The organism is Nitrosospira sp. Is2 (assembly GCF_033095785.1).
Lineage (GTDB): Bacteria > Pseudomonadota > Gammaproteobacteria > Burkholderiales > Nitrosomonadaceae > Nitrosospira.
In genome coordinates this window covers 2,786,416-2,810,723 of sequence record NZ_CP137134.1, presented here as the reverse complement: position 1 = coordinate 2,810,723, position 24,308 = coordinate 2,786,416, and the positions used below count along the sequence as shown (strand labels likewise).

20 protein-coding genes are annotated in these 24,308 nt (G+C 53.6%); 10 read left to right on the top strand and 10 right to left on the bottom strand.

Annotation, left to right across the window (positions count from 1 at the left end; all coding sequences use genetic code 11):
- Window positions 1-126: 126 nt before the first annotated feature.
- Window positions 127-2,880, bottom strand: a complete 2,754-nt coding sequence (gene glnE / locus R5L00_RS12320) for a bifunctional [glutamate--ammonia ligase]-adenylyl-L-tyrosine phosphorylase/[glutamate--ammonia-ligase] adenylyltransferase (protein WP_411555621.1) — start codon at window positions 2,878-2,880, stop codon at window positions 127-129.
- A gap of 650 nt (window positions 2,881-3,530) precedes the next feature.
- Here glnE and R5L00_RS12315 point away from each other — a divergent pair.
- The 3 genes from R5L00_RS12315 to tldD all read left to right on the top strand — a co-directional run bounded on the left by R5L00_RS12315 (window position 3,531) and on the right by tldD (window position 10,222).
- The gene (locus tag R5L00_RS12315) at window positions 3,531-7,373 is read left to right on the top strand and encodes a YhdP family protein (protein ID WP_317651993.1); all 3,843 of its coding nucleotides are present in this window, start codon (window positions 3,531-3,533) and stop codon (window positions 7,371-7,373) included.
- Between the two features lie 574 nt (window positions 7,374-7,947).
- Complete coding sequence (locus R5L00_RS12310; protein ID WP_317654183.1) at window positions 7,948-8,730, top strand: carbon-nitrogen hydrolase family protein; 783 nt, start codon at window positions 7,948-7,950, stop codon at window positions 8,728-8,730.
- Between the two features lie 31 nt (window positions 8,731-8,761).
- On the top strand, window positions 8,762-10,222 hold the full coding sequence (gene tldD / locus R5L00_RS12305) for a metalloprotease TldD (RefSeq protein WP_107694205.1): 1,461 nt from the start codon (window positions 8,762-8,764) through the stop codon (window positions 10,220-10,222).
- Window positions 10,223-10,445: 223 nt separating this feature from the next.
- On the opposite strand, the gene R5L00_RS12300 is transcribed toward tldD, so the two are convergent.
- From R5L00_RS12300 to R5L00_RS12285, 4 genes are all read right to left on the bottom strand, one after another.
- Window positions 10,446-10,862, bottom strand: a complete 417-nt coding sequence (locus tag R5L00_RS12300; protein WP_107694360.1) for an RDD family protein — start codon at window positions 10,860-10,862, stop codon at window positions 10,446-10,448.
- 99 nt (window positions 10,863-10,961) lie between these two features.
- On the bottom strand, window positions 10,962-11,354 hold the full coding sequence (locus tag R5L00_RS12295) for a DUF3106 domain-containing protein (protein ID WP_317651991.1): 393 nt from the start codon (window positions 11,352-11,354) through the stop codon (window positions 10,962-10,964).
- Window positions 11,336-11,710 carry a DUF3619 family protein gene (locus tag R5L00_RS12290; RefSeq protein WP_107694208.1) on the bottom strand — a complete coding sequence of 125 codons (375 nt, stop codon included), beginning with the start codon at window positions 11,708-11,710 and terminating at the stop codon, window positions 11,336-11,338. The genes R5L00_RS12295 and R5L00_RS12290 overlap by 19 nt, the downstream gene beginning before the upstream one ends.
- A complete protein-coding gene (locus R5L00_RS12285) occupies window positions 11,707-12,279 on the bottom strand; it encodes an RNA polymerase sigma factor (RefSeq protein WP_107694209.1) in 573 nt (190 codons plus the stop codon). Before R5L00_RS12285 ends, R5L00_RS12290 begins: the two co-directional genes overlap by 4 nt.
- Before the next feature lie 577 nt (window positions 12,280-12,856).
- Between R5L00_RS12285 and R5L00_RS12280 the strand changes: the two genes are divergently transcribed.
- From R5L00_RS12280 to R5L00_RS12255, 6 genes are all read left to right on the top strand, one after another.
- Entirely contained in the window at window positions 12,857-13,348 is a 492-nt protein-coding gene (locus R5L00_RS12280) for a TlpA family protein disulfide reductase (protein ID WP_107694211.1), read from the top strand.
- Window positions 13,349-13,350: 2 nt separating this feature from the next.
- Complete coding sequence (locus R5L00_RS12275) at window positions 13,351-14,001, top strand: TonB family protein (protein WP_317654182.1); 651 nt, start codon at window positions 13,351-13,353, stop codon at window positions 13,999-14,001.
- 4 nt (window positions 14,002-14,005) lie between these two features.
- A complete protein-coding gene (locus R5L00_RS12270; protein ID WP_107694213.1) occupies window positions 14,006-14,770 on the top strand; it encodes a MotA/TolQ/ExbB proton channel family protein in 765 nt (254 codons plus the stop codon).
- Complete coding sequence (locus tag R5L00_RS12265) at window positions 14,770-15,189, top strand: ExbD/TolR family protein (protein WP_107694214.1); 420 nt, start codon at window positions 14,770-14,772, stop codon at window positions 15,187-15,189. The genes R5L00_RS12270 and R5L00_RS12265 overlap by 1 nt, the downstream gene beginning before the upstream one ends.
- Window positions 15,190-15,295: 106 nt before the next feature.
- On the top strand, window positions 15,296-15,817 hold the full coding sequence (locus R5L00_RS12260) for a FecR family protein (protein WP_317651986.1): 522 nt from the start codon (window positions 15,296-15,298) through the stop codon (window positions 15,815-15,817).
- Between the two features lie 142 nt (window positions 15,818-15,959).
- Window positions 15,960-16,661, top strand: coding sequence for a type 1 glutamine amidotransferase (locus R5L00_RS12255; RefSeq protein WP_317651984.1), 702 nt, complete (start codon window positions 15,960-15,962; stop codon window positions 16,659-16,661).
- A 24-nt stretch (window positions 16,662-16,685) separates the two neighbouring features.
- On the opposite strand, the gene R5L00_RS12250 is transcribed toward R5L00_RS12255, so the two are convergent.
- From R5L00_RS12250 to R5L00_RS12230, 5 genes are all read right to left on the bottom strand, one after another.
- On the bottom strand, window positions 16,686-17,171 hold the full coding sequence (locus tag R5L00_RS12250) for a YajQ family cyclic di-GMP-binding protein (protein WP_107694217.1): 486 nt from the start codon (window positions 17,169-17,171) through the stop codon (window positions 16,686-16,688).
- A 53-nt stretch (window positions 17,172-17,224) separates the two neighbouring features.
- On the bottom strand, window positions 17,225-18,442 hold the full coding sequence (locus R5L00_RS12245) for an argininosuccinate synthase (protein ID WP_317654180.1): 1,218 nt from the start codon (window positions 18,440-18,442) through the stop codon (window positions 17,225-17,227).
- Window positions 18,443-18,532: 90 nt separating this feature from the next.
- Window positions 18,533-19,459, bottom strand: a complete 927-nt coding sequence (gene argF, locus R5L00_RS12240) for an ornithine carbamoyltransferase (protein ID WP_107694362.1) — start codon at window positions 19,457-19,459, stop codon at window positions 18,533-18,535.
- 77 nt (window positions 19,460-19,536) lie between these two features.
- A complete protein-coding gene (locus R5L00_RS12235; RefSeq protein ID WP_317651982.1) occupies window positions 19,537-20,709 on the bottom strand; it encodes an aspartate aminotransferase family protein in 1,173 nt (390 codons plus the stop codon).
- A 97-nt stretch (window positions 20,710-20,806) separates the two neighbouring features.
- Window positions 20,807-22,786, bottom strand: a complete 1,980-nt coding sequence (locus R5L00_RS12230; RefSeq protein WP_107694219.1) for an aminotransferase class I/II-fold pyridoxal phosphate-dependent enzyme — start codon at window positions 22,784-22,786, stop codon at window positions 20,807-20,809.
- A 116-nt stretch (window positions 22,787-22,902) separates the two neighbouring features.
- Here R5L00_RS12230 and R5L00_RS12225 point away from each other — a divergent pair, with 116 nt between their 5' ends.
- Window positions 22,903-24,297, top strand: coding sequence for an NfeD family protein (locus R5L00_RS12225; RefSeq protein WP_107694220.1), 1,395 nt, complete (start codon window positions 22,903-22,905; stop codon window positions 24,295-24,297).
- The last annotated feature ends 11 nt before the right edge of the window (window positions 24,298-24,308 follow it).

Here is a 24,308-nt window from a genome sequence, read left to right as displayed (position 1 = left end):
GGAGAGCGAAAATTCATGTTATTGAGCACGGCCGACCGAGAAAATCCGGCATGCGGTAGTAAAAGAATAAAACGGGAGTCCGCCAACTTATGACCAGATGACGTATCGATGCGAGAGGCGGGAAGGTTAAGGGGTTAACACTTCATCCCATAGCTGCAGCACTGCGGCGATGCTGATACCAAACTGTTCTACTTCGACCCGCACAAATTTTTGTGATTTGTTACCCATTGAGGCCGGCCCCGTCAGGTTTGCGTCCCCGCTCAATCTTAATCGATGTTGCACGCGCCGGAATTCCCGGTAGGCACTCAGAGCCCTTTCGCCGGTTTCCCTACGGATAAGCCCGAGATTTGATGCCAGTTTTAGCAGGGCTATATTGCCGATATTTTCTGTCAGTCCGGGATGCTCGCACGCGTAACCCAGAATCAGATACTGCACGACGAATTCAACGTCAATAATACCGCCACGGTCATGCTTTACGTCAAAAAGTCCGCTTGAATTGGGATGGGCTTCCAACATCTTTTGCCGCATCGCCAGCACGTCGCGCTTGAGTGCCGGCAACTCGCGTGGCTGGCGAAGAACCTCGTCGCGGATACGTTCAAACGTTTTTCCCACCTGAGTATCACCAGTTACGAAACGCGCCCGGGTTAACGCCTGATGCTCCCAGACCCATGCCTGGTTCCGCTGATATTGATCAAAAGCTTCGATCGAACTCACCAGCAAACCACTGCTGCCGTTGGGGCGCAAGCGTAAATCGGTTTCATATAACAATCCAGCTGAAGTATAACTGGTAAGCCAGGAGTTGATGCGCTGACTCAGCCTAGCATATATCTCCGGCGCATCAGGATGAGGATCGTCATACAAAAAAATGATATCGAGATCCGACACGTAACCGAGTTCCTTTCCACCCAGTTTGCCGTAGCCGACAATTGCAAAAGCCGGCTCCTCCCGGTGCTTCTTCCTCAACCCTGCCCATGCCAGTCGCAACACGTTCTCAAGCATAAGATCCGCCAGATCGGTCAAATAGTCGCTCAACGTTTCCAGAGGGACCATTCCTTCCAAGTCCTGGGCCAGCAATTGGAATATCCGGGAATGATGAAAGTCGCGCAGTACATCCATCTGTTGCTCGAGATCATCGCCCGAAGGTCCACCTGCGTCCTTTAATTGATGAATCAACCTGGTCTTGGATCGGGACCAGTCGGGCGCGCTTTTGACATCACCGGGGTGAAGCAACTCATCCAGCAAAATCGGATGGCGTCCAAGATATTCGCTCGCCCATTGACTCGCGCTCACAAGCTTGGCTACCCGTTCCACCGCTTGGGGATGCTCCCCCAGTAGTGCGAGATAGGCCGCACGCCGGCTCACGTTCTCCAGCAATCCCAACAAACGCTCAAGCGTAATATCAGCGGACGGGAATCTGGCTGCCGCTTCAATAAGAAGTGGTACAAGGGTGTCTACTCGCGTTTTACTTGACGTTGGCAGTTGTCGATACCGGGCGCTTTTACGAAATTCGCTCAAACGGTCCAGCATGTTTTTTGGGTTGGCAAACCCCATTTTGACCAGTTGCGTGGAGACGGCCTCGGCCGCAATCTCCCCACCCTCCCCTTCTCCTTGCCACAACCATGTCAGCATATCGGGGGCTTTGGACTGCCGCGGTGCGAAAATCTTCTCGAAGTGGCGAGTAACATTGTCGCGATGACTCTCAAGCCGCTGCAAAAACTCGTTATACTTCGGGAAGCCCATAGACTGTGCTATCAGCGCCTGATCCGCCGGATCATCAGGTAGGGTCTGGGTCTGCTGATCATCAAGATACTGCAAGCGGTGTTCGAGATTGCGCAGAAAGGAATAGGCGGCCGACAGTTCGGCGACGGCTGTTTCCGGCAGATGCTGTTTTTCTCCCAGACGCTGCAATATCAATAATGTCGGCTGGATGCGAAGATCGATATCGCGTCCGCCACGTATGAGTTGAAATACCTGCGCAATGAATTCCACCTCGCGGATACCGCCCGGTCCAAGCTTGATATTCTCATGCATTTCCCGCCGGTTCACTTCCTGCCGGATTTGCGCGTGAAGAGCCCGCATGGATTCGTAGGCGCCGAAGTCCAGATACTTCCGGAACACGAACGGTTGCATTATCTGTTCCACAAGCGGCTGTCTTGCCGCTACAGGACCGGCTATGACCCGGCCCTTGATCCACGCGTACCGTTCCCATTCCCGCCCCTGCGCAATAAAATACTCTTCTAGCATGGCAAAGCTCATTACCAACGGGCCACTTTCGCCATAAGGCCGTAAGCGCATATCGACGCGAAAAACATATCCGTCGGACGTAATATCGTTTAGGCTGCCAATCAGTTTTCGCCCGAGACGGGAAAAAAAATCCTGGTTTGAGATACGCCGGTAACCGTTGGTCTCGCCGTCCTCCGGATATATAAAAACCAGATCCACGTCCGAGGAAACGTTGAGTTCATTCCCCCCAAGCTTCCCCATGGCGACGACCAGCAGTCCCTGGTTCGAGCTGTTGTTCCCCCCGCTGGTGGGTTGGCCGAAACGGCCGGGATCAGTCAACCACCGTCGGTGATGTTCGAGTGCGGACGCGATGGTAACTTCGGCCAGATCGGTCATTGTCGTCATCACTTCCTTAAGATTAGCCAGCCCGCCGAGATCACGCACCACCAGACGCGACATTACTCGTTTGCGCAAGCTCCGTAAGATGTAGTGCAACCCCGCTTCATCTCTCGTGTTGTTTGCGTTAGCGTTGAGAAGAGCGAGCATCTCGTCCCGGAGAAACGGGTGACCCAAGTGTTGCTCCAGATCGGGCAATAACTCGGGTTCACTCTCCAGTAAACGTTGCAGGTAGCGGCTGAATGGCAGGGCAGACTTAATCAATTTTTTTGCCCGGGAAATCGGCTTGCATGGTTATCGGTACATTGGACAACTCGCATGATCAACGACGGAATCGTGGATGGGGGCACCTGAAGGGCGGAGAAGCGTATGTGCGGTCCGGTCAGAATTGAGGCAACGAAAGCAAAGCGCGGCGCGCCCGCCTTCGCTACAGTCGTACCCGCCATGCGAAGTCCTCATTCACGCGTGCGACTCCAAGGTTTCGCCCTCGGTTTTCCAACGCACTGGCCTGCGAGAGTCACTACTCCGTGTACGGGTGAACATATACGCTCGCTGCATTGCACTCCTCGTTATCGTAGACTAAGCTACTACGTTTTTTGTATTTGTCTGGCAACTTGCCATCATTACGATTTTATCACTCAGTTGTCACATGAGTTCCTAAATGAGTCGCAAACTGAACCGCATATGGCCCGAAGGTACACGCTGCGGCCACTTGTTCGCTAGCTCGCGGAATTCGGCGCTGGAATGAGTAAAAAATACCGCCGGTATAATTGAATGGTATGTCCTCGTTCGGACGAGGGACTGAACAAAGCCTGCCAAGCCTGTCTAACCGTTTTATCTGTGCCTTGAACAGGCTCAGCCGCATGGTACTTAATGGTGCCCTTCTCAAAGTAGATAACTGGAAATAAGTATTGAATTTTTCGGTAACGTCACGTCTCGGGGGATTTGGCAACTTTTTGCTCCGCCTGTTGACATGGGTCCTGATTGTCATCGCGGCCTCCGTTTCACTGCTACTGTTATCATTTCGCTACTGGCTACTCCCCGATATCGAGCAATACCGTGAGAATATCGCCCAGGCCATCAGTCAAGCGTCTGGGCAGCGTCTCACAATAGGCGAGATCAGCGCGAACTGGGACGGACTTCGCCCTCATATAGTGATGCGCGCCATACAAGTGCACGACAAAGAGGGCGACGTCATGCTGCTGCTGCACCGCTTGGAAGGCACACTTTCGTGGCGCTCGATTTTCGATGGGAACGTGCACTTCCGCGAAATGGAGATCGACCAACCCGACCTGGTGGTGCGTCGCGATCCCTCGGGTGTCATTCATGTAGCAGGATTCGCACTCAACAAAGAGTGGACTGGAAGCGAAAATGGCTTTTCCGATTGGTTGTTAAACCAGAGACGGGTCATTATCAAAAACGCCAGTATCCTTTGGCAGGATGACTATCGTGGCGCGCCCGAACTGGAACTGCTGGTGAACCTGCGCCTCGAAAATCGGGGCCACCACCATCGTTTTGGGTTGCGCGCCACTCCCCCAACCGAACTTGCAGCGAGTCTCGATCTGCGGGGGGATCTGTTTGGAGAATCTCTGGATGTCCCCGAAGAATGGCGAGGCAGGCTGTTTACACAAATCGACCGCGCTGATATTGCCGCGTGGCGTGTCTGGCTTCCCTTCCCCGAGGAAATCCAGTTGAATCACGGCACCGGAACGCTGCGAATGTGGGCGAGTATCGAAGGGCTGGATATGACGAGATTGACAGCAGATATGCGTTTGCGTCAAGTCAAGACACAACTGGCTCCCGATTTGCCCGAACTAAACCTCATGCGGGTGCGCGGAAGAGTGGGATGGCAAAAGATAGGCAGCGGAGCGGGTGGTTTCGAGTTATTCGCAAAAAATTTAAGTGCTGCTACGCGCAATAATCGCGAATCTCAACCCGTCAATTTTTCATTACGGATGATTCCGCGTCACGGCGGCAATCCTGCTAGCGGAATATTAAATATCGATAGGCTGAACCTGCGAATCCTAGGCGACCTCGCGGAATATCTGCCGCTGGGCGAGACACTGCACAAGAAACTTGAAAAACTCTCCCCGCGGGGCGAGTTGCATTATATGCGGGCGAAGTGGGTGGGCGAATTGTCGGGACCGTCAAGTTTTAGCGCGAAGGGACATTTTGACAACCTTGGGATGAAAAAGTCTGAAATGCTACCGGCATTTGATGGCATTACGGGCAATATCGACATTACCGAGCGGGCCGGTACCCTTAACCTCAATTCTCAGAATGCCACGGTCGATTGGCAGGATGTTTTTCATGGGCCGTTGAAGCTGGATAAGCTCACTGGTCAGGCGAGCTGGAGCAGGTTGCCCACCGACAACTCCATTGCGCTCAAATTCAGTAATATTTCCTTCTTCAATGCCTACGCTGCCGGATTAGCCCACGGAAATTACTGGGGGGCGGCCGATGGCCCTGGCGTTATAGATATGACCGGTCATCTGACGCGTGCCGATGCGCGCTACTTCAAGGAATATTTACCTGTCTTCGCAACGCGTTACTTTCCTGAGTGGTTTGGCGATGCAATCGTCGAGGGACAATTCTCCGATACCCGGCTACATCTCCGGGGAAATCTTGCCGACTTTCCCTTCGGTCGAAATGACGGAATCTTCACGCTAAATTCGAAAGTCTCGGGGTTAATCCTCGAAAACATTCCTGAATGGCCGCGCATCGAGAATATATGGGGAAATGTGAAGGTTCATGGCCGCCGTATGGAATTCGACGCGTCTCAAGCCGGTGTATTAGGCGCTACCGTTACCAAAGCCAGCTTTCATATTGCCGACATATCCGACCCCGATGTGGTACTGCACAGCGAAGTTGAAGCGAGTGGCGCGACGCGGCAATTTGTAAAATTCGCTGCCCAAACAATGGCAAAAGGGGGGCAGAGCACCTTGGCCGACGATATTCCCGTTTCCGGATATGGAAAATTGGCAGTGCAGTTTGATCTGCCCCTGCAACGGACCGGGCCGGTCAAACTGAGCGGCAACTACGAGTTCGTGGATAATCAGCTCGATCCGGGTCCAAGGATGCCGAGCCTGACGAAAATTAACGGCGTGATGGCTTTTAATGAATCCGGACTCAAGATAGAAAATATAACGGCGCGACTGCTCGGGGGACCGGTTGCTATCAGTTCAGCCAATGCATCGGATGGAAGCGTGCGCCTATCTGTGCTCGGGAAGATTGACCTCGATAATTTGGCTTCGCCTTCCCGAGACCCGCTGGCACATGCTCCACAGCCGTGGGTGCAATATTTACGCGGCAGCACGGATTGGCGGGCCTCGATCCATCTGAGCAACAAAATTGTGGAGGCTTCGGTTGAATCGACACTACGGGGTCTCACCTCCGATTTACCCGAGCCTTTTGCCAAGGCCGCCGCGGATATTGTGCCACTTCGTTTTGAGCGTACAGTCACAAGCCCCGAAAGGGATCGCCTCATCGTCAGCTATGGAAGCGTTGCGAACGCCAAAATCACCCGAACTCGTGATAGCGCAGGCGATTATCGTGTTGCTACCGGCGAAATCACCTTAGGTGCAGCATCCCGACGCCCCACCGAGAAAGCAGGAATATTTGTAAACGGCGCATTGCCGACACTCAACCTGGATCGATGGCGTAGTCTCCTCGGTCAATCCAAGGACGAGGCGGAGTTTTCGTCCAATCTCGCGGGCATCCAAGTGCATGTCGGCACCCTCGACTTTCTCGGTAAACGCTTCCATGATCTGATGCTGAACGCGGACAAAAAAGAAGGCGCATGGCATTCGACTGTGGTCGGGAACGAGATCAACGGTGATGTCAAATGGGATCCGTCCGCCAACGGCGCGGTGACCGCAAGATTGCACAGGCTGGCAATCCCTGCTAAATCTCCTTCAAGATCCGGCGTAGAGGCGCAAAAGCGGCTCCAAAGCAAAACGTGGCCTGCACTCGACGTTGTCGTCGACACGTTTCTTATGGGCGATAAGGAACTCGGCAGACTGGAACTGATCGCTGGCCAACAGGAAAACTTTTGGCGCGTGGAGAAACTGCATGTAAGCAGTCCCGACAGTTCGATTACCGCTCATGGCCTCTGGCAGAATCGTACTGGCGCCCCACGGGTACAGGCTGATCTCATATTGGAGGCCAGCGATATCGGAACTTTTCTTACCCGTCTCGGCCTTCCCGACCAAGTGAGGCGTGGGAGCGGCAGGCTTGAGGGAGTGTTGTCGTGGCACGGTAACCCACTATCGATCGATTACTCCACCTTGTCAGGAACCTTCAAGCTGAACGCAAAGCGTGGACAGTTCCCAAAATTCGAACCCGGTCTCGGCCGATTATTCGGTATTTTCAATCTCCAAGCGCTGCCGCGAAGGATTACGCTGGATTTTCATGATGTGTTCAGTGAGGGTTTGGGGTTTGATGATATCTCAGGTGGGGTAAAAATAAGGCGTGGCCTGGCAACGACCGATGACCTCCGGATCGAAGGGCCCTCCGTAAAAATCTTTATGAATGGAGAGATGAATCTCGAAGCAGAAACTCAAAAGCTGCATATAAAGGTGACGCCGTCATATGGATTAGCCACCCCGGTGGTCGGCATGGCATCCGTAATTGCAAACACAGCATTGCAAAAGCCGGCCACTTCTAAAGAATACGACATTACCGGCAGCTGGACTGAGCCGGTTGTCGCGAGAATAATGCGACAGGAACAAGAACCGGTCAAACACGAACAATAGAACTTCTTGTCCGCATGCGCACACTAAAACCGTGTCTCTCGCTGCGATGGATCGACGGATTCCGCTACAAACGACAAGGAGTCTCGAAGGGGAATATAAAGAAATCTGCCCCAAGTCCTAGCGGTGCGCGTTGCTGGTAAGATTGGGAGGCTTTCAAGGCGGCCCCACATCCTGCGCACATCATGGTTTGATCTGTGATTTAAGGAGTGGAACGGTTTGCACTATAACAAGCCTTGCGGGTGCCCTGCTTTGCCGGGCTCTTGGCGGACGGGCGGGGCTCTTGGCGGAGGGGCCAGCCATGATCAGCCATTAGCGTTGTCGCCTTTCGCAGATCCCGCGCGCAGAGCTTCTGTCGCGCCCGCGAAGGGCTTATTCAGAGGTTCCTAAATACATCATTTTCGGTTACCCTTGTTTCCCTGACACTTACGTTGCGGCTGCGGATAAAAACGTAATCTTAGTCTTATTATTGCTGGCGATGAAGTAGCTCATGAACATGCTTAATAACTCGACGGTTGGTAAGGAACCTGAATTAACTGGGACCCGCGGGAGCTTCACTCGTGTCGCCGCAATCCAGATGACAGCAGGGCCGAATATTTGGGGCAACCTGGAAGAGGCTGCGCGCCTGCTGGAAATTGCGGCTGCCCAAGGGGCCAAACTAGTGGCGCTACCCGAATATTTTTGCCTGATGGGAATGAGCGATGCCGACAGAGTAGCGGCGCGCGAACAGTTTAACGATGGGCCGATACAGGAATTCCTAAGTAAAATCGCTCGGCGCCTGGGTATCTGGTTAGTGGGTGGATCGGTACCATTAGTTTCCTCCAGACCGGATAAGGTGAGAAATAGCTGCCTCGTTTATAACGACAAAGGCGAGCAGGTTGGGCGTTACGACAAAATTCATCTATTTGGCCTGGAGCTTGGCAACGAACGCTATGCCGAGGAAGAAACGATCGAAGCGGGTTGTGGAGTCGTTGTCGTCGACTCGCCATTTGGCCGCATGGGGCTTTCCATTTGTTATGATCTCCGTTTTCCCGAGCTTTACCGATCCATGGGGCAAGTGGATATCATTTTTGCCCCGGCAGCCTTTACCGCAACGACCGGGAAGGCGCATTGGGAAACGTTGATTCGTGCTCGCGCGATCGAAAATCTCGCCTACGTCGTCGCACCCGCGCAGGGGGGGTATCACGTCAACGGGCGCGAGACACACGGGGACAGCATGATCGTCGATCCCTGGGGAGTGATCCTCAATCGTCTTCCCCGAGGATCCGGGGTGGTGACGGCGGATATTAATCCTGACTACCAAGCCAGCTTGCGCAATAGTTTGCCGGCGTTGAATCATCGAACCCTCCATCACTGTTGAATTTTCCCCCCCATAATGGGTACACTGACATATGACCACTGAACCTGTCACCCAACCCGAGGATCTTTTTGCCACGGCCAACCGTTGCTTATTGATGCCTCATGAGATTGATACAGCCGCATTACAGACGGTATTCGGTCAAATGCTCTCGCACCGCATCGACTATGCCGACCTGTATTTCCAATACAGCCGCGCTGAAGGTTGGGCCTTAGAAGAAGGCATCGTCAAGTCCGGCAGCTTTAACATCGACCAAGGTGTCGGCGTCCGCGCCGTAAGTGGCGATAAGACAGCATTCGCCTATTCTGACGATATCAGTATGCCTGCTTTGGCATCTGCGGCTCAGGCCACCCGCGCCATCGCGCGCCATGGCGATACCCAATCGGTACAAGCAGTGAAGCGCAGCAAGGGGCGTGAACTCTACCTGCCACAGGATCCCATTGCCAGTCTTAATGACACCGATAAGGTCGCATTGCTCGAAAAGCTCGAAGGGTATGCGCGGGCAATAGATAAACGTGTCATCCAGGTGATGGCATCGCTGGCTGGAGAATATGAGGTGGTTCTCGTCGCCCGCGGCGATGGTCTTGTAGCGGCTGATGTACGCCCGCTGGTGCGACTTTCGGTACAAGTCATTGCCGAGGAAAATGGGCAGCGCGAACAAGGCGCAGCGGGAGGAGGAGGACGCTTTGACTATGCTTATTTTACCGACGATGTACTGCGGGATTACGCCGCGAAAGCCGTGCATCAAGCCCTCGTCAATCTGGATGCAAAACCTGCGCCCGCCGGCACCATGACGGTCGTTCTGGGCGCAGGCTGGCCGGGAATACTGCTGCACGAGGCTATAGGCCACGGACTGGAAGGAGATTTCAACCGCAAAGGCAGTTCCGCATTCTCCGGACGCATCGGCGAACGGGTCGCCGCCCCGGGCGTGACCGTAGTGGACGACGGCACGATTGCGAGAAGGCGCGGATCGTTGAATATTGATGACGAAGGAAACCCCACTCAGTGCACAGTGCTGATCGAAAACGGCATACTCAAGGGTTACTTGCAAGACAGCCTGAACGCGCGACTGATGAATGTTCCCGTCACCGGGAATGGCAGACGTGAGTCATTTGCTCACATTCCCATGCCGCGCATGACAAATACCTATATGTTAAACGGCGACCGGAGCCCTGAGGAGATTATCGCTTCGGTTAAACATGGCTTGTACGCGGTCAATTTCGGTGGCGGCCAGGTGGACATTACCAGCGGGAAATTCGTCTTCTCGGCTGCCGAAGCTTACATGATCGAAAATGGTAAGATTTCCTATCCGGTAAAGGGAGCCACCCTCATCGGCAATGGTCCGGACGTCCTTACGCGGGTTTCGATGATAGGTAACGACATGTCGCTCGATCCCGGCGTCGGTACCTGCGGAAAGGAAGGGCAAAGCGTGCCAGTGGGAGTAGGCCAGCCGACGCTGCGTATAGATGGGTTAACGGTAGGCGGAACTGCTTGAGAAAGCCTGACGCAGATCTGGGTGCGGCCAGGGCTGTGATCGAGGGGGGTCACGCAATACGCCTTGAGGATAAGCCCAGAACCAAACCTCAGAAACAAGCTCCCCTGATCTTCAGGTGACCCCGCCCCCGAAGGAACGCACCTTACCTCTCGGTGACACCCCGGTGTATTTCATATGATGGTGCCGAGCACCAAGCATCGGCCCAACGGCCAGCCGCGAAGGCCTATCCCTCTATTCTAACGATCCTGCTACCGGCCAATCGGTCATGTAAAAAAAGGCCGTCCCGGTCGAAGAACGCCCAAAGAATTCCGCAACCAAAGAAAAAAAAGCCAATCACAGCAAATAAATACCGTGCGATCGCCTGCTTCAAAGAAAGCTGATGCCCATCGGCGCTTACCAAGCGAAGCTTCCACGTTTGCATGGGCAGTGTTTGTCCCCCATGAGTCCAGAACCACGTGAAATAAATTCCGGCGACCAGGAGGAGATAAATCTGAAACACGGGGCGGAAAAGAATAGAGCTTGTATCCTGAAACACAAGGTGAAAAACGAAGCTGGCGATAAATAGAACTGCCACCAGTATCAGCAATTCATAAACCATGCTCAGCAGCCGCCGCAAAAATCCGGGCGCAGACGCCGTTATCGTTCCGGAACTCATTCAGAGCGCGCTTTCGCCCTTATTCATAGATCGCCCCCTTCATAGTTGTCCTCCTGCCAGTTAGCCGAGGCAGAAATATATCCGCTAATCCCGGCCCTGGTCTCCAGAGGAGGTCTGCCCATATTCAAGCCATTTCTGTTTTATTTCGTGACGCTTCTCTGGCGGGAGCTTTTTAATCGTTTTGTACTTCTCGCGAACCAACTCGCGCTGCTCGGGAGTAAGAGAATACCAGTCGCGCATCTGCAATTGGGTGCGTTGCTGCTCTTCAGCCGTCATTCCCGGGTAACGCTTGGCAATGCCTAGCCATTTCTTCTTTTTTGCAGAGTCCATATTGTTCCACTCTTGCGCCAGTGGAGCCAGGACCTCCCGTTGTTGGGGCTTTAATTCATCCCACGAAGGTCTGGCCCCTGTGGCTGAAGCGGACACGGAGAACGAAACACACAGCCAGAACGCGACCGCTAGGAAGGATCGAGCCATGCATCTAACTCATTGTCCAGATACGCATTCACAGGTAGTTCATCGACCAGCAGCATGATATCGATTTCTTCGTTTTCATCGGTGGGCTGCAGCGTCTGCCAATAGACAACCCCAGCGAGGGCAAGCAGCAGCGTAATGGCCGATAACAGTTTGGGCGTTTTAAGCTGCCACTCGTGCCCGCCCCGTGCGGAAGCGCCTTGACCTACGCCCACGCCGACCTCTGCCTCGGTCATATGATAATTTTCGAGGGCTGCCCTGCGGGCCGCCTGAAGGCGGTTCAATGTACTCTGCTTGAGATTGTCCAAGCCGTGATCCAACAGGCGCGTAACGTTCTTCCCTATTTCGTCTTCGCTCATAACTCAATTCCTTCTTTTTTCAGCAGCGTAGCAAGTGCATGGGTTGCACGGGAGCAATGTGTCTTCACGCTTCCTTCAGAGCACCCCATGACCTTTGCGGTTTCGGTAACATCCATCTCCTCCCAGTAACGCAAAAGAAACGCTTCCCGTTGACGTGCGGGCAGCGATTCAATAGCCTTCTCCAGCAAACCGATAAGCTGGGATTGTTCCAGTAGTTTACGGGGGTCATTTGCATTAGATAACCCTTCCAACTCCAAAGTTTCTAACGGGTCATAATCTTCGGATTCTTTTTCCTGATGAGCAGGCAGGAATGACGAAAACAGCGTTGTCCAGAGGGAGCGGGTTTTTTGCCGGCGGTAAAAATCCCGAATAGTATTCTGAAGTATACGCTGAAATAACAGGGGCAATTCTTCCGGCGGTTTCATGGAGTAACTCTCAATGAGCTTCGTCATCGAATCCTGAACAATATCCATGGCCAAATGTTCGTCACGCACCGCGAACATCGCCTGCTTGTACGCGCGCCGCTCGGTTTCAGCCAGAAAATTAGAAAGTTCCTGTTGAGTAGCCAGGACAAATGCCTATCGCAAAAATACGGAAAAAACCGACGTAACGTCGACAGCAATGTTAACAAAAATCCGACCGGACGAAACTTCGGCTGGAAACGGACACAGCATCGCTCACTGGATCGAGTCCACTTTATCGAACTGATGCTTCCTTGCAATACGCTGATCCTTGAGCAGCGACTCGGCGCTCACGAAATGATAGCCATATATTCTCATTCTGGCATCCCCAAGCGTCGTATCCTATCGGCGGGTAAACACCGGGTTTTGTGCGAACCAAGCAGCGAGAACTTAGTCATAAGGAAAATTCCATATCGGCGCCTCGACGCGTCCTGCGACAATTTGCCGCATTGTGATTATGTTCCCGCCCGCCTATCATGCTTCTGACCTATATCAGATAGCAGATTGGCAAAAAAATATATTTTACGGCGCGCACTTTACGTAGGTTTGCAGCTTCATGGTAAAATCGCATCTTCTGAGTGGAACTGATTCTCAATTAGATTCACATTTCGAAATGTCAACGCTGAGTAACTCAACGACAAATTCCGGCTCTAGAGAACAGTTTATGTACGGCTGGGATCATACAATGTTGCGACTCGTTATTCTTGTATTCATGCTCTGTTGCGTGAATGTTGCGGTTGCAGCGGAAGCCGTCCGGCCTTTTACTCAGGGAAGTCTGGGACAGGTCGTTGCAGCTCGCCAGGGCAAACCGTTCATTCTCGTCTTGTGGTCGCTTGACTGTCAATATTGTCCCACCGAATTGAAAACGTTGAGTGAACTCCGTCGTAGCCATCCCAATCTGGACGTGGTCCTCGTTGCCACCGACACCATAAGTGATGCGCCGCAGTTGGCCTTAAAGGCTGCAGCCCATGGCATGGGCCAAGTGGAGCAATGGGTTTTTGCGGATGATATGCCGGAACGCCTGCGTCGCGAAATTGATGCCCGTTGGTATGGGGAGGTGCCACGAACCTATTTTTATGACCGGAAACACCAGCGCGACGTCAAGACTGGCTTGGTCAGCAAGCAATTTTTTGAACAGTGGCTGGCTAGCACCGCCGTAGCCGGACCGACACCTTGAGCATGGTCATCAATCGCAATCCTGCTTTCTTGCCCAGCCTGATGCTCGTGCTCGCGGCTCATGGCGCGCTGCTATATTTCTTGTTTAAACAGCAGCTGATCCCACCCCCGGAACAGCTGGCGACGGTGTTCGTCAACTTTATCCCTGCAGCGCGACCGAAAGAAGAACCCAAGCCTGAGTCCCCTCCTCCCCCAACACCTAAGCCTCAGCCGGCAAAGAAGCCACAGTCACGCCAGCTAGTCGCGGAAGCGCCGGTGGTCGCGGCCAGTGAGCCGGTAGCACTGTCATTCCAACCAGATCCCGAGCCAGAACCGGTAGCGGCGCCGGAAGCGCCGGCCGCTCCGCAGATGCCGGCCGGTCCAGTCACGCTATCCTCGGAGCTTTCCGTTGCCTGCCCCCATTTGAATGCGCCTGTTTACCCCCCCCTGTCTCGGCGACTGGGGGAGGAAGGAAAGCTGGTATTAAGAGTGGAACTGGACGAGAGCGGTCAGGTTAATATAGCGCAGATCGCCAATAGCAGTGGCTACAAGCGTCTCGACGAAGCAGCGATGGCAGCGGTAAAAACATGGCGCTGCAACCCACCAACGCGCAATGGCCAGCCCGTCCGAGCTATTGCCCTGCAACCCTTCAACTTTGTATTGCAAGGAGATTGATTCAATGGAAAAAGGTCTAGGCTTCTCGAATTTCATCACGCAGCTCGATGGCGTAGGCATGAGCGTACTCCTGCTGCTGCTTATGCTTTCGGTGGCGAGCTGGTACCTCATCCTGACAAAGAGTATTTCGAATTTTCTCGCCGGGCGGCGTGCCGATGCATTTCTCAAACGCTTCTGGAGCGCTGGTTCTTTGCAGGAGGTCAACTCGACACTGAACGATGGCTCGCGCGATAACGCATTTGCCCAACTTGCACACCTTGCGATGGATGCAGCCGCCGATTCCGAAAAACACGGTTTGCAGAAGCTGGCGGCAGGAGGTGGAGCGGGGGAATTTATAACCCGCGTATTGCGCAATGGACTCGATCAGGAGGCAACTCGCGTGGAAAACGGCCTGACACTGATCGCTTCGGCGGGGTCAGCCGCTCCTTATATCGGCTTGTTTGGTACTGTGTGGGGGATTTATCACGCCCTCATACAAATCGGACTATCCGGTCAGGGTACCTTGGATAAAGTGGCTGGTCCGGTGGGCGAAGCATTGATTATGACTGCGCTGGGGCTGGCTGTGGCGATTCCGGCCGTGCTGGCTTACAACACCTTCGTGCGGCGCAATCGCATCTGGCTGGCACGTCTGGATGCCTTCGCTCACGACCTTTTCGTACTCATTACGGTGGGAGCAAAAACCAATAGCTCTGCTGGCGACGAACGTCAGCTGCGCGTTGTTGCGCCTGTCGTTGCGCCCGCAGTTGTGCCCGGTGAAAGGAGGTTGTAATGGCATTTGGCACGATGAATAGTGGTAACAGACCGCCACCGTTGTCCGAAATCAACGTGGTGCCGCTGGTGGATGTGATGCTCGTATTGCTCGTGATCTTCATCATCACCGCGCCGTTGCTGACACATTCGGTTAAGGTGGATCTACCCAAAGCGTCGAGCAACCCAAATATCACTCAACCGGATCATATCGAATTTGCTCTTCGTGAGGATTCGACCCTTTACTGGAATGGAGAGCCGGTTACAATGGACCAGGTGGCCCCGCGGTTTGCCGCGACGGCCAAGGAGAACCCCAACATCGAGTTGCATATTAGGGCTGACCGGCATGTGCATTACGAGCATGTGGCACGTGTGATGTCCATCGCGGCAAAAGCCGGACTCGTCCGAATCGGGTTTGTTACCGATCCGTCAAAACCATAGGACCCATGTCACCATATAGCCGGAACACGATGTCGGCAGCTGAAAATTTAAATACTGCGATCCGGCCCCCCGAATGGGATAGGAATATGTCCGGGGACTCGCACGTATGGCTACCCTAGGTCGTCCCTCTGTCCGGCAGCGTTTCCTCGTACATGGTTCCATAGTAGCCGCGGCGGTGAGCCTCGGGTTAATTTCGTGGTTCATCGCGAAACCCCTGAGCACCCGGCTACACGAAACTGAACCGGGGCAACGCATCACGGTTACCGCAACACCAAACATCGATATCAGTCTTGACGCCGATAGCAGCGTTACCGTCAGCAATACCGATCCCCCTCGTATTGAGCTATTGCGCGGCAATGCTTATTTCGATGTACGGGGCGAGGGGCCCGGTAAATTGCAACTCAAAGTGGGCACCACTTACATAAGGGATACCGGGACTCGTTTCAGTGTCAGCAAAACCCCCGCCGGGGGCAGCATTGCCGTAGCCAGCGGGCAAGTGGAGGTTCAGGTCGAGATGGGCACGTACCTGGTTGGAGCCCATGAAACGGCCAATTTTGATGGCGCAAGGGTCACCGGTCAGAGAATAATCCCGGACTCAGCCATCGCGCCGTGGCGGCCGGGCGTATAGATTCCCTTAACTCTTAACTGCAAGGCTCCGACCTACCTTGGCCCCGGCCTTCGCGTGGTCTGAAACCAAACAATCTGAGGGCGACTTAAAGTCAAAAGCTTTATTTGTTACTTAACGCGTTAGGCTCGAAACGGTCTCTTGCATGAAACCTGTTGCCATCTTCAGACATTTTCCGACGGAAGGTCCGGGTTACTTCGCCACATTTCTTGATTCCCATTCTATCCCCTGGCAGCTCGTCAGAATCGACGCCAACGAAACCGTTCCCTCAAGCCCCAACCGCTTTAGCGGACTCGTATTCATGGGTGGACCGATGAGCGTAAATGATGACCTTTCGTGGATTGCGCCAGCGCTTGCTCTAATTGAGCAAGCGGTAGCGAATAATGTCCCCGTGCTGGGCCATTGCCTTGGTGGGCAATTGATGTCGAAAGCCCTCGGCGGAGAGGTGCATCAAAGCCCGGTCAAGGAAATCGGCTGGGGTGAGGTACGCGTCGCGGACAACGCCGTCGCACGCGAATGGTTCGGCGAGGTGGCGGGGTTCGAGGCATTCCACTGGCACGGGGAAGCATTTACCATTCCGGCGGACGCCGCCCTTCTTCTTTCCAGCCCCTGCTGTGAAAATCAGGCATTCGCGCTCGACAGGCACCTGGCGCTTCAATGCCATGTCGAGATGACTGAAGAAATGGTAAAAACCTGGTGTCAGACAGGGGCGGCGGAAATAGCCACCAGCAATATTCCATCAGTGCAATCGCCGGAGGCAATTCAGACAAACCTGATCGAGCGAGTAACCGGATTGAATAACGTCGCGCGGAGCTTATACGAGCGATGGATCTCGGGTTTGGCTTAAAGTATTACCGACAGGTTGGGCCAGTTACTCACGAAAATTCTGGAACTGAAGCGGATATTCGGATATAGATTTCTTGACCAACTGTATTGCTTCCTGCAGCGTGTCGCGCTTTGCCCCTGAAATACGCACTGTCTCGCCCTGGATGCTGCCCTGAACCTTGAGCTTGCTATCCTTGACGAGTCTGATTATTTTTTTCGCCAGTTCGCTTTCCACTCCGGTTTTGACCGTAACCTGCTGTTTGACTTTATTACCGCTGATTTTCTCCGACTCCCCCTTCTCCAGGCAACGCACATCGACATTGCGCTTCGCCAGCTTCGCCATCAGAATGTCAAGCACTTGGTCCAGCTTGAATTCATCATCTGCAAAAATGGTGAGCGCATAGTCTGCCTGTTCCACACGAGCGTCCGAACCTTTAAAGTCGAACCGTGTTCCCACCTCTTTGTTCACCTGATCAACCGCGTTTCTGACTTCCTGTTTATCGACTTCGGAAACGATATCGAACGATGGCATGAGCAAGTCTCCGGTAAATACTGACGTGGAGCAGGCGAAATGTTAACGGTGAATCATCCGCGCTGATTCAAGGTTGCTGCAATACGCATCCGCAGCGCATTTAGCTTGATGAATCCAGCGGCATCCGCCTGATTGTACGCGCCCTTGTCTTCCTCAAAGGTCGCTATATTGGGATCAAACAACGAATCCGTCTCAGAGTCGCGTCCCACTACGATAACATTTCCTTTGTATAGCTTTACCCGTACCCAGCCATTGACGTGCACCTGGGACGCATCAATCATGGTTTGCATCATTCTGCGCTCGGGGCTCCACCAATAACCATTGTAGATTAGCTCGGCATAGCGCGGCATCAGCTCATCCTTGAGATGGGCAACTTCGCGGTCGAGTGTAATCGATTCGATTGCACGATGAGCGCGCAGCATGATGGTCCCGCCAGGAGTCTCATAACAACCCCGGGATTTCATGCCCACGTAGCGGTTCTCGACCAGATCCAGGCGCCCGATGCCGTGCTTGCCCCCCAACTGATTGAGTTTCTCCAGTACCTGAGCTGGCGAGAGCTTTTGCCCGTTCAATGCGCTAATGTCGCCTTGCCTGAACTCCAGTTCAACGTATTCCGGCACGTCCGGCGCTTGTTCCGGCGACACGCTCCAACGCCACATCGATTCCTCGGGCTCCTGCGCGGGATCTTCCAGAATGCGGCCCTCATACGAGATGTGCAGCAGGTTTGCGTCCATGCTGTAGGGAGAGCCGCCCTTTTTTTTCATCTCGACTGGAATGCCATGCGCTTCAGCATACTTCAACAGCTTCTCACGGGAGGTAAGGTCCCATTCTCGCCATGGCGCAATCACGCGAATATCAGGTTGCAACGCGTAATAGCCAAGTTCAAACCGCACCTGATCGTTGCCTTTTCCGGTCGCGCCATGAGAAACCGCGTCCGCGGCGGTTTCGCGAGCGATCTCGATCTGGCGCTTGGCTATCAGTGGCCGGGCAATACTGGTGCCGAGGAGATATTCGCCCTCGTATACGGTATTGGCTCTGAACATGGGAAAGACATAATCGCGGACAAATTCCTCGCGCAGATCCTCGATGAAGATCTCCTTCACACCCAGCTGTTCCGCCTTCGCCCGCGCGGGCTCAACCTCCTCACCCTGACCAATATCCGCGGTAAACGTGACCACTTCACAGCGGTAGGTATCCTGCAGCCATTTGAGGATCACGGATGTATCCAGCCCGCCGGAGAATGCGAGCACCACTTTGTTTATTTCAGGCATATCGATGTTGGTTGTTATGTTCATGCTTTGACTCGTTTACGGTAAAACCTGCTTCTCAGTTGGATGCGTAAAACGCGTAATAACTCCGCGCTATTCGTGTTCCTTCAATCTTCCCAACAATAAATATTCGATTAATGCCTTTTGTGTATGCAGCCGGTTCTCCGCTTCTTCCCATACGACTGATTGCGGACCATCGATCACCTCAGCCGCAACCTCTTCGCCGCGATGCGCCGGAAGGCAGTGCATGAACAATGTATCCTGCTTGGCACAGGACATCATTTCCGCGTCTACCCGGAAATTGGCAAAATCTTTTTTCCGCTCCTCGGTTTCCGCTTCAAACCCCATGCTCGTCCAGACGTCGGTTGTCACCAGGTCGGCGTCCTTCACGGCATCGTGCGGATCAGCGAATTCCTCGTAGTGGCTCGTGCCGTAAAGTCCGGCGCGTTCCGGTTCAACTTCGTAACCCGGAGGGGTCGACACGTGCACATTGAAATCGAAGACTTCTGCCGCCTGAAGCCAGGTGTTGCAGACGTTATTTGAATCTCCGATCCACGCCACGGTTTTGCCTGAAATACGCCCACGTTGCTCAATGAAGGTAAAAATATCTCCCATGATCTGGCATGGGTGATATTCGTCGGTTAGTCCATTGATCACGGGAACCCTGGAATGAGTGGCAAAACGCCTGATGATCTCGTGCTCATAAGTGCGGATCATCACGATGTCCACCATGCGGGAAATAACGCGCGCCGCATCTTCCACAGGCTCGCCTCGTCCAAGTTGAGTGTCTCGGGTGGAAAGATAGATGGCGGCGCCGCCCAGCTGGTGCATGCCTGCTTCAAACGATAACCGGGTGCGGGTCGAGTGCTTGTCAAAAATCATCGCAAGCGTACGATCCTCCAGAGGCCAATAGCGGTGGTATTGCTTGAACTCATGCTTGATCCAGCGCGTTCGCTCAAACAGATATTCGTATTCCTCTCGGGAAAAATCGTTGAACTGCAAAAAGTGCTTGATCTGCATAACGCCTTGGCCATGGATTGGATCAAAACTCGAAAGCGTGACATCTTTACGGTTCACGTTTTCCGACTGAGAGTCAGTCAAGTCATCAAAAACTCCTTCACGATACCCGATAAAGTACTTACCACCAGTTCCGCTTCTGCCCTTTGAATCACCAGTGGTGGCAACAGACGCACGACCTTGTCGGAAGTCACATTAATGAGGAGGCCTTTTTCCAATGCGTCTTTGACGAGTTCGACGCACGGTCTGGAAAGCTCAATGCCAATCATCAACCCTTGCCCACGAATTTCCCTGATCTCTGCAAGGCCCGTCAGTTGTGCTTTAAGCATGGCTCGCATGTAATCGCCCATTAACAACGCATTTTCGAGCAACTGCTCTTCCTCGATCACTTCAAGCGTGGTGAGTGCGGCAGCACAAGCGAGTGGATTGCCGCCAAAAGTAGAAGCATGATTGCCTGGTTTGAACACGCCCGCCGCCGTACCTTTCGCCAGACAGGCGCCTATAGGCATCCCGGAACCTAACCCTTTGGCAAGCGTAACCACGTCCGGCGCTATATCGCTGTGTTGAAAGGCAAACCATTTGCCGCTACGGCCGATTCCGCATTGCACCTCATCCAGCATCAGCAACCAACCGTTTTGATCGCAGAGATGGCGCAAACCTTGCAGATAGTTTGCTTGCGGGACGTTGACCCCGCCTTCTCCCTGATAAGGTTCGACCAGAATCGCCACAACATTCTTGTTGTGAACCGCCACTTGCGACACTGCTTCCAGATCGTTGTAGGGAACGCGCGCGAACCCGGTGAGAAGCGGTTCGAAACCCGCTTGTACTTTGCGGTTTCCACTGGCAGTCAAGGTCGCCATGGTGCGACCATGAAAGGATTTCTCCATCACGATAATTGTCGGCAAATCTATATTTTTGCCATGTCCGTACAGCCGGGCCAGCTTAATAGCGGCTTCATTCGCTTCCGCTCCCGAATTACAGAAAAACGCGTTATCCATGCCCGACAATTGGGCGAGCCTGCTCGCTAACTGTTCCTGCTTCGCAATATGGTAAAGGTTGGAAGTATGGATGAGCGTGCCTGCTTGGCTGGAAATGGCCTTAACAAGTTTTGGGTGACAATGCCCGAGCCCGCACACGGCAACACCCGCCAGCGCGTCGAGATAACGCTTACCCTCTTGGTCCCAGAGCCAAACGCCTTCGCCTTTGGCAAAAGTAACGGGGAGACGCAGGTAGGTGTTCATTACATTGGACATAAGGATTACCCTTGTTAGCCAGGGTCAGAAAGGGACACGGCGGCATAAGCCGCCGTGCGCCGATGAATGGTTGTGTTGTAAACTCTGGTATATTTACTTATTTAACCAGCTTTTTCAAGCCTTTTTCCTCAGCGGCAGTCAGTAGTCGCAAGCATGGCAGGTAGCCGTCATAAACAATGCCATGTACTTCGACGCGCTTTTGCGAACGCAACATGCTTACGAGATATTGCACGACCTCGCTCGTAATGCTCTGTCCGGGCACCAGTACAGGAATACCCGGTGGATACGGCGTGATCTGATCCGCGCAAACCCTGCCATTCAGCTCATTGTTTATCCGCTCCTGTTCGTCCAGCAGCGGCATCTGTTCGCCCCCACAATAGAAAGCATCGCGCGGAAGATACTTGAGATCAGTAAAGCCCGGGATCTGCGGAATCTGATAGAGGCGCCGGGGGGCTCGGCCTTCGCGCGCGATGCGCATCAATGCATCATAAAGACGCGAAACCTTGCTGCGGGTGGTGCCGATGGTAAGAAGCAGCGTAAGCGTATTGAAAGTGGATTTCTCTACCTGAATGTTATAGCGCTCGAACAATTCACGAATCAGATCTTCTATGGTAAAGCCGCAGCGGGAGATGTCCACAGTAACCTTGGTGGAATCAAGCTGGATATTGTCCTGCTTTACTTCGTCCGGCAGCAGATCAGCAAGCTCCAGCACGCGAAATACCCCAGTGGAATTAATCTGCTCACGGACTTCCTTTGCCAGTTCCAGCGTGCGCGACAGAAGTTTGTACCCTTCCAGCATTGCCTGTTTACGGGCGACATCGAGGCTGGCGATCATGCTGTACTGGGGGCTCGTCGACGTATGCATGTTGAAATTCTCACGAAACAGATGTTCGTTGAAGTCAGGGTCATTCACATGAATCATGCTCGACTGCGAAAAAGCCGACAGTACTTTATGCGTGCTTTGGGTAGCGTAATCGGCGCCCGCCTCGAGCGCAGTGGGGCGAAAGGCCGGGTGAAAGCGGGCGAAGCCGTACCAGGCTTCATCGATAATAACCTTGATGCCTTTTGCATGCGCCGCCTCAATGATGGGAGGAAGATCATAACGCAAGCCGTCGTATGTGCAACTGGTGAGTATGAGTGCCTGCGCGTCCGGATTTTCCTCGATGGCGCGTAGCACCGTTTTTTTCGGCACCGGGCCGTAAACGCCGTATTTTTTGTTGACCGACGAGTCGAGATAGATTGGATGCGCACCGGATAGCACCACGCCGTGATGCACCGATTTATGGCAGTTGCGATCCAGCAGCAGCTTCTCGCCCGGTGCGAGCAGTGTCTGAAAAATGACCTTGTTCGCCGTCGAGGTGCCGTTAGTGGCGAAAAAGGTGCGGCGCGCCCCGAATGCCTTAGCTGCAATCTTTTGGGCTTCGGCAATTACGCCTGAAGGTTCCATCAGGGAGTCGAGCATTGGCACCGAGACCGACAGGTCAGCCCTGAATATATGCTCACCGATGAACTGGTAAAAATCGCTCGCCCAAGGACTGTCACGCAGCGAATCCCCCGACGAATGTCCCGGTGTGTGCCAGGCATCCTTTGCCATCAATACGTAGTTTTTGAGCTGATCATAAAATGGCGTGCGTGCTTTTTCCTGAAGCTGGGCGTTGAGGATGCGGTAAATACCGCGATAATCGCGCTCTTCGCGATAGAAATAGCCATCCACGGTTTCAGAAAAGAGCGCGTCCACCACTTCGTCTTCATTTTCCTGAGCAATTAATATGTAAATATCCAGTTCGGGACGAAAACGAGTGATCTCCTGCACCAGCTTTAGTGCAGTCATCTGCAGATTGCGGGAACCCTTCTCGCCGTTTTTCAGGGTGTAGAGCGTGTCATCCACCAGCACCGACTGAATGTCGCCGTCGTCCTGGATGGCCTGCAGCGCCTCCCGCGCCGTAGTGACGCCCGCAAAACTGATACCTAAGGGGTTCTCCAGAGATTTCGCGGCAGCATTCAACCCCCGGATCAGTTCCTTCAATATCAGCTTTTCATCATTGATGATCAGTATTCGGCTTATTGGTTTTCTCATGAAATAGTGCTTTTACGATGGAAGGCGCTTTATGCGCTAAAACAATCCTGATTGCAACAGCGAAAGACCCTGTTCCACCGAACGCAATCGAGGCTAAAACCGTCTATATTTGAGACATGAAACGGGTAACCGGTTTTTTGCGGCACAGCCTGGCAGCAATACTTCTGCTACCGGTGTCGGTTCTTGCTGCACCTGTCGTAGTACTGACCGTGAGCGGTCCTATTGCTCCTGCGAGCGCTGACTTTATCGAGCGGGGTATGCAGCATGCCACGGTTGAAGGTGCACCCCTAGTCGTAATGCAACTGGACACGCCCGGTGGACTAGACACCTCAATGCGGCAGATTATACGCGCCATTCTTGCGTCGCCCGTGCCCGTAGCGGTTTTTGTGGCACCCAGCGGAGCTCGGGCTGCCAGTGCCGGAACATATATCCTGTATGCCAGCCACATCGCGGCGATGGCGCCGGGCACAAATCTGGGCGCTGCCACACCAATACAGATTGGAGGTATGCCGGAATCCCAGCCTGAGCCCGAGACCAAGCCAAAATCTGCACCGCGACCGGCTGAAACGCCATCGAACAACAGCAGCGACAGAAAAATATCGAAAGATGAGAAAACTCCTGCAAATAGTGCAATCTCGCGCAAAGCAATACATGATGCGGCAGCATATATTCGCGCCCTTGCACAAATGCGCGATCGGAACGCGGAGTGGGCGGAACTGGCAGTGAAAGAAGCTGTAAGCCTATCGGCGGCCGACGCGCTAAAACTTAAAGTCATCGATTATGTAGCCACTGATGTGGCAGATCTATTGAAACAGGTGCATGGCAGGCGAGTGGACATACGTGGAGAAAAGATTATTCTTGATACAGCGTCTGCCGAGGTGCGCGTAGTAGAACCCGACTGGCGCACACGGTTCCTGGCGATAATCACCGACCCGAGTGTGGCCTATGTGCTGATGCTTATAGGCATTTACGGATTATTTTTCGAATTTTCCAATCCCGGCTTTGTATTGCCCGGGGTCGCGGGCGGCATCTGTCTTCTGATCGCCATGTATGCGTTTCAGTTGTTGCCGGTAAGTTACGCCGGTCTTGCCTTAATCCTGCTAGGCATCGCGTTCATGGTGGCGGAGGCCTTTCTGCCAAGCTTCGGTACGCTCGGGATCGGCGGAATTGTTGCCTTCGTCGTGGGCTCCTTAATGCTGATCGACAGTGATATGCCCGGCTACGGCATTCCTTGGCTCCTGATTGCCTTGGTAGCCATGGTCAGTGTGCTATTCCTGGTTTTTGTCGTTGGCATGGCACTCAGGGCACGGCGGCGCCCGATTGTCAGCGGCAGGGAGGAATTGATTGGAGCGGAAGGAGAAATTCTGGAGGATATCCTGGACGAGGGCATGATTCGTGTTCATGGTGAGCTCTGGAGCGCCCGTTCTGCGCAGCGTCTTTTCCGAGGGCAGAAGGTACGCGTAGTGGGAATGGAGGGATTGGTTTTAATCGTAACTTCGGCAGAGAAATAACCCAAAGGAGA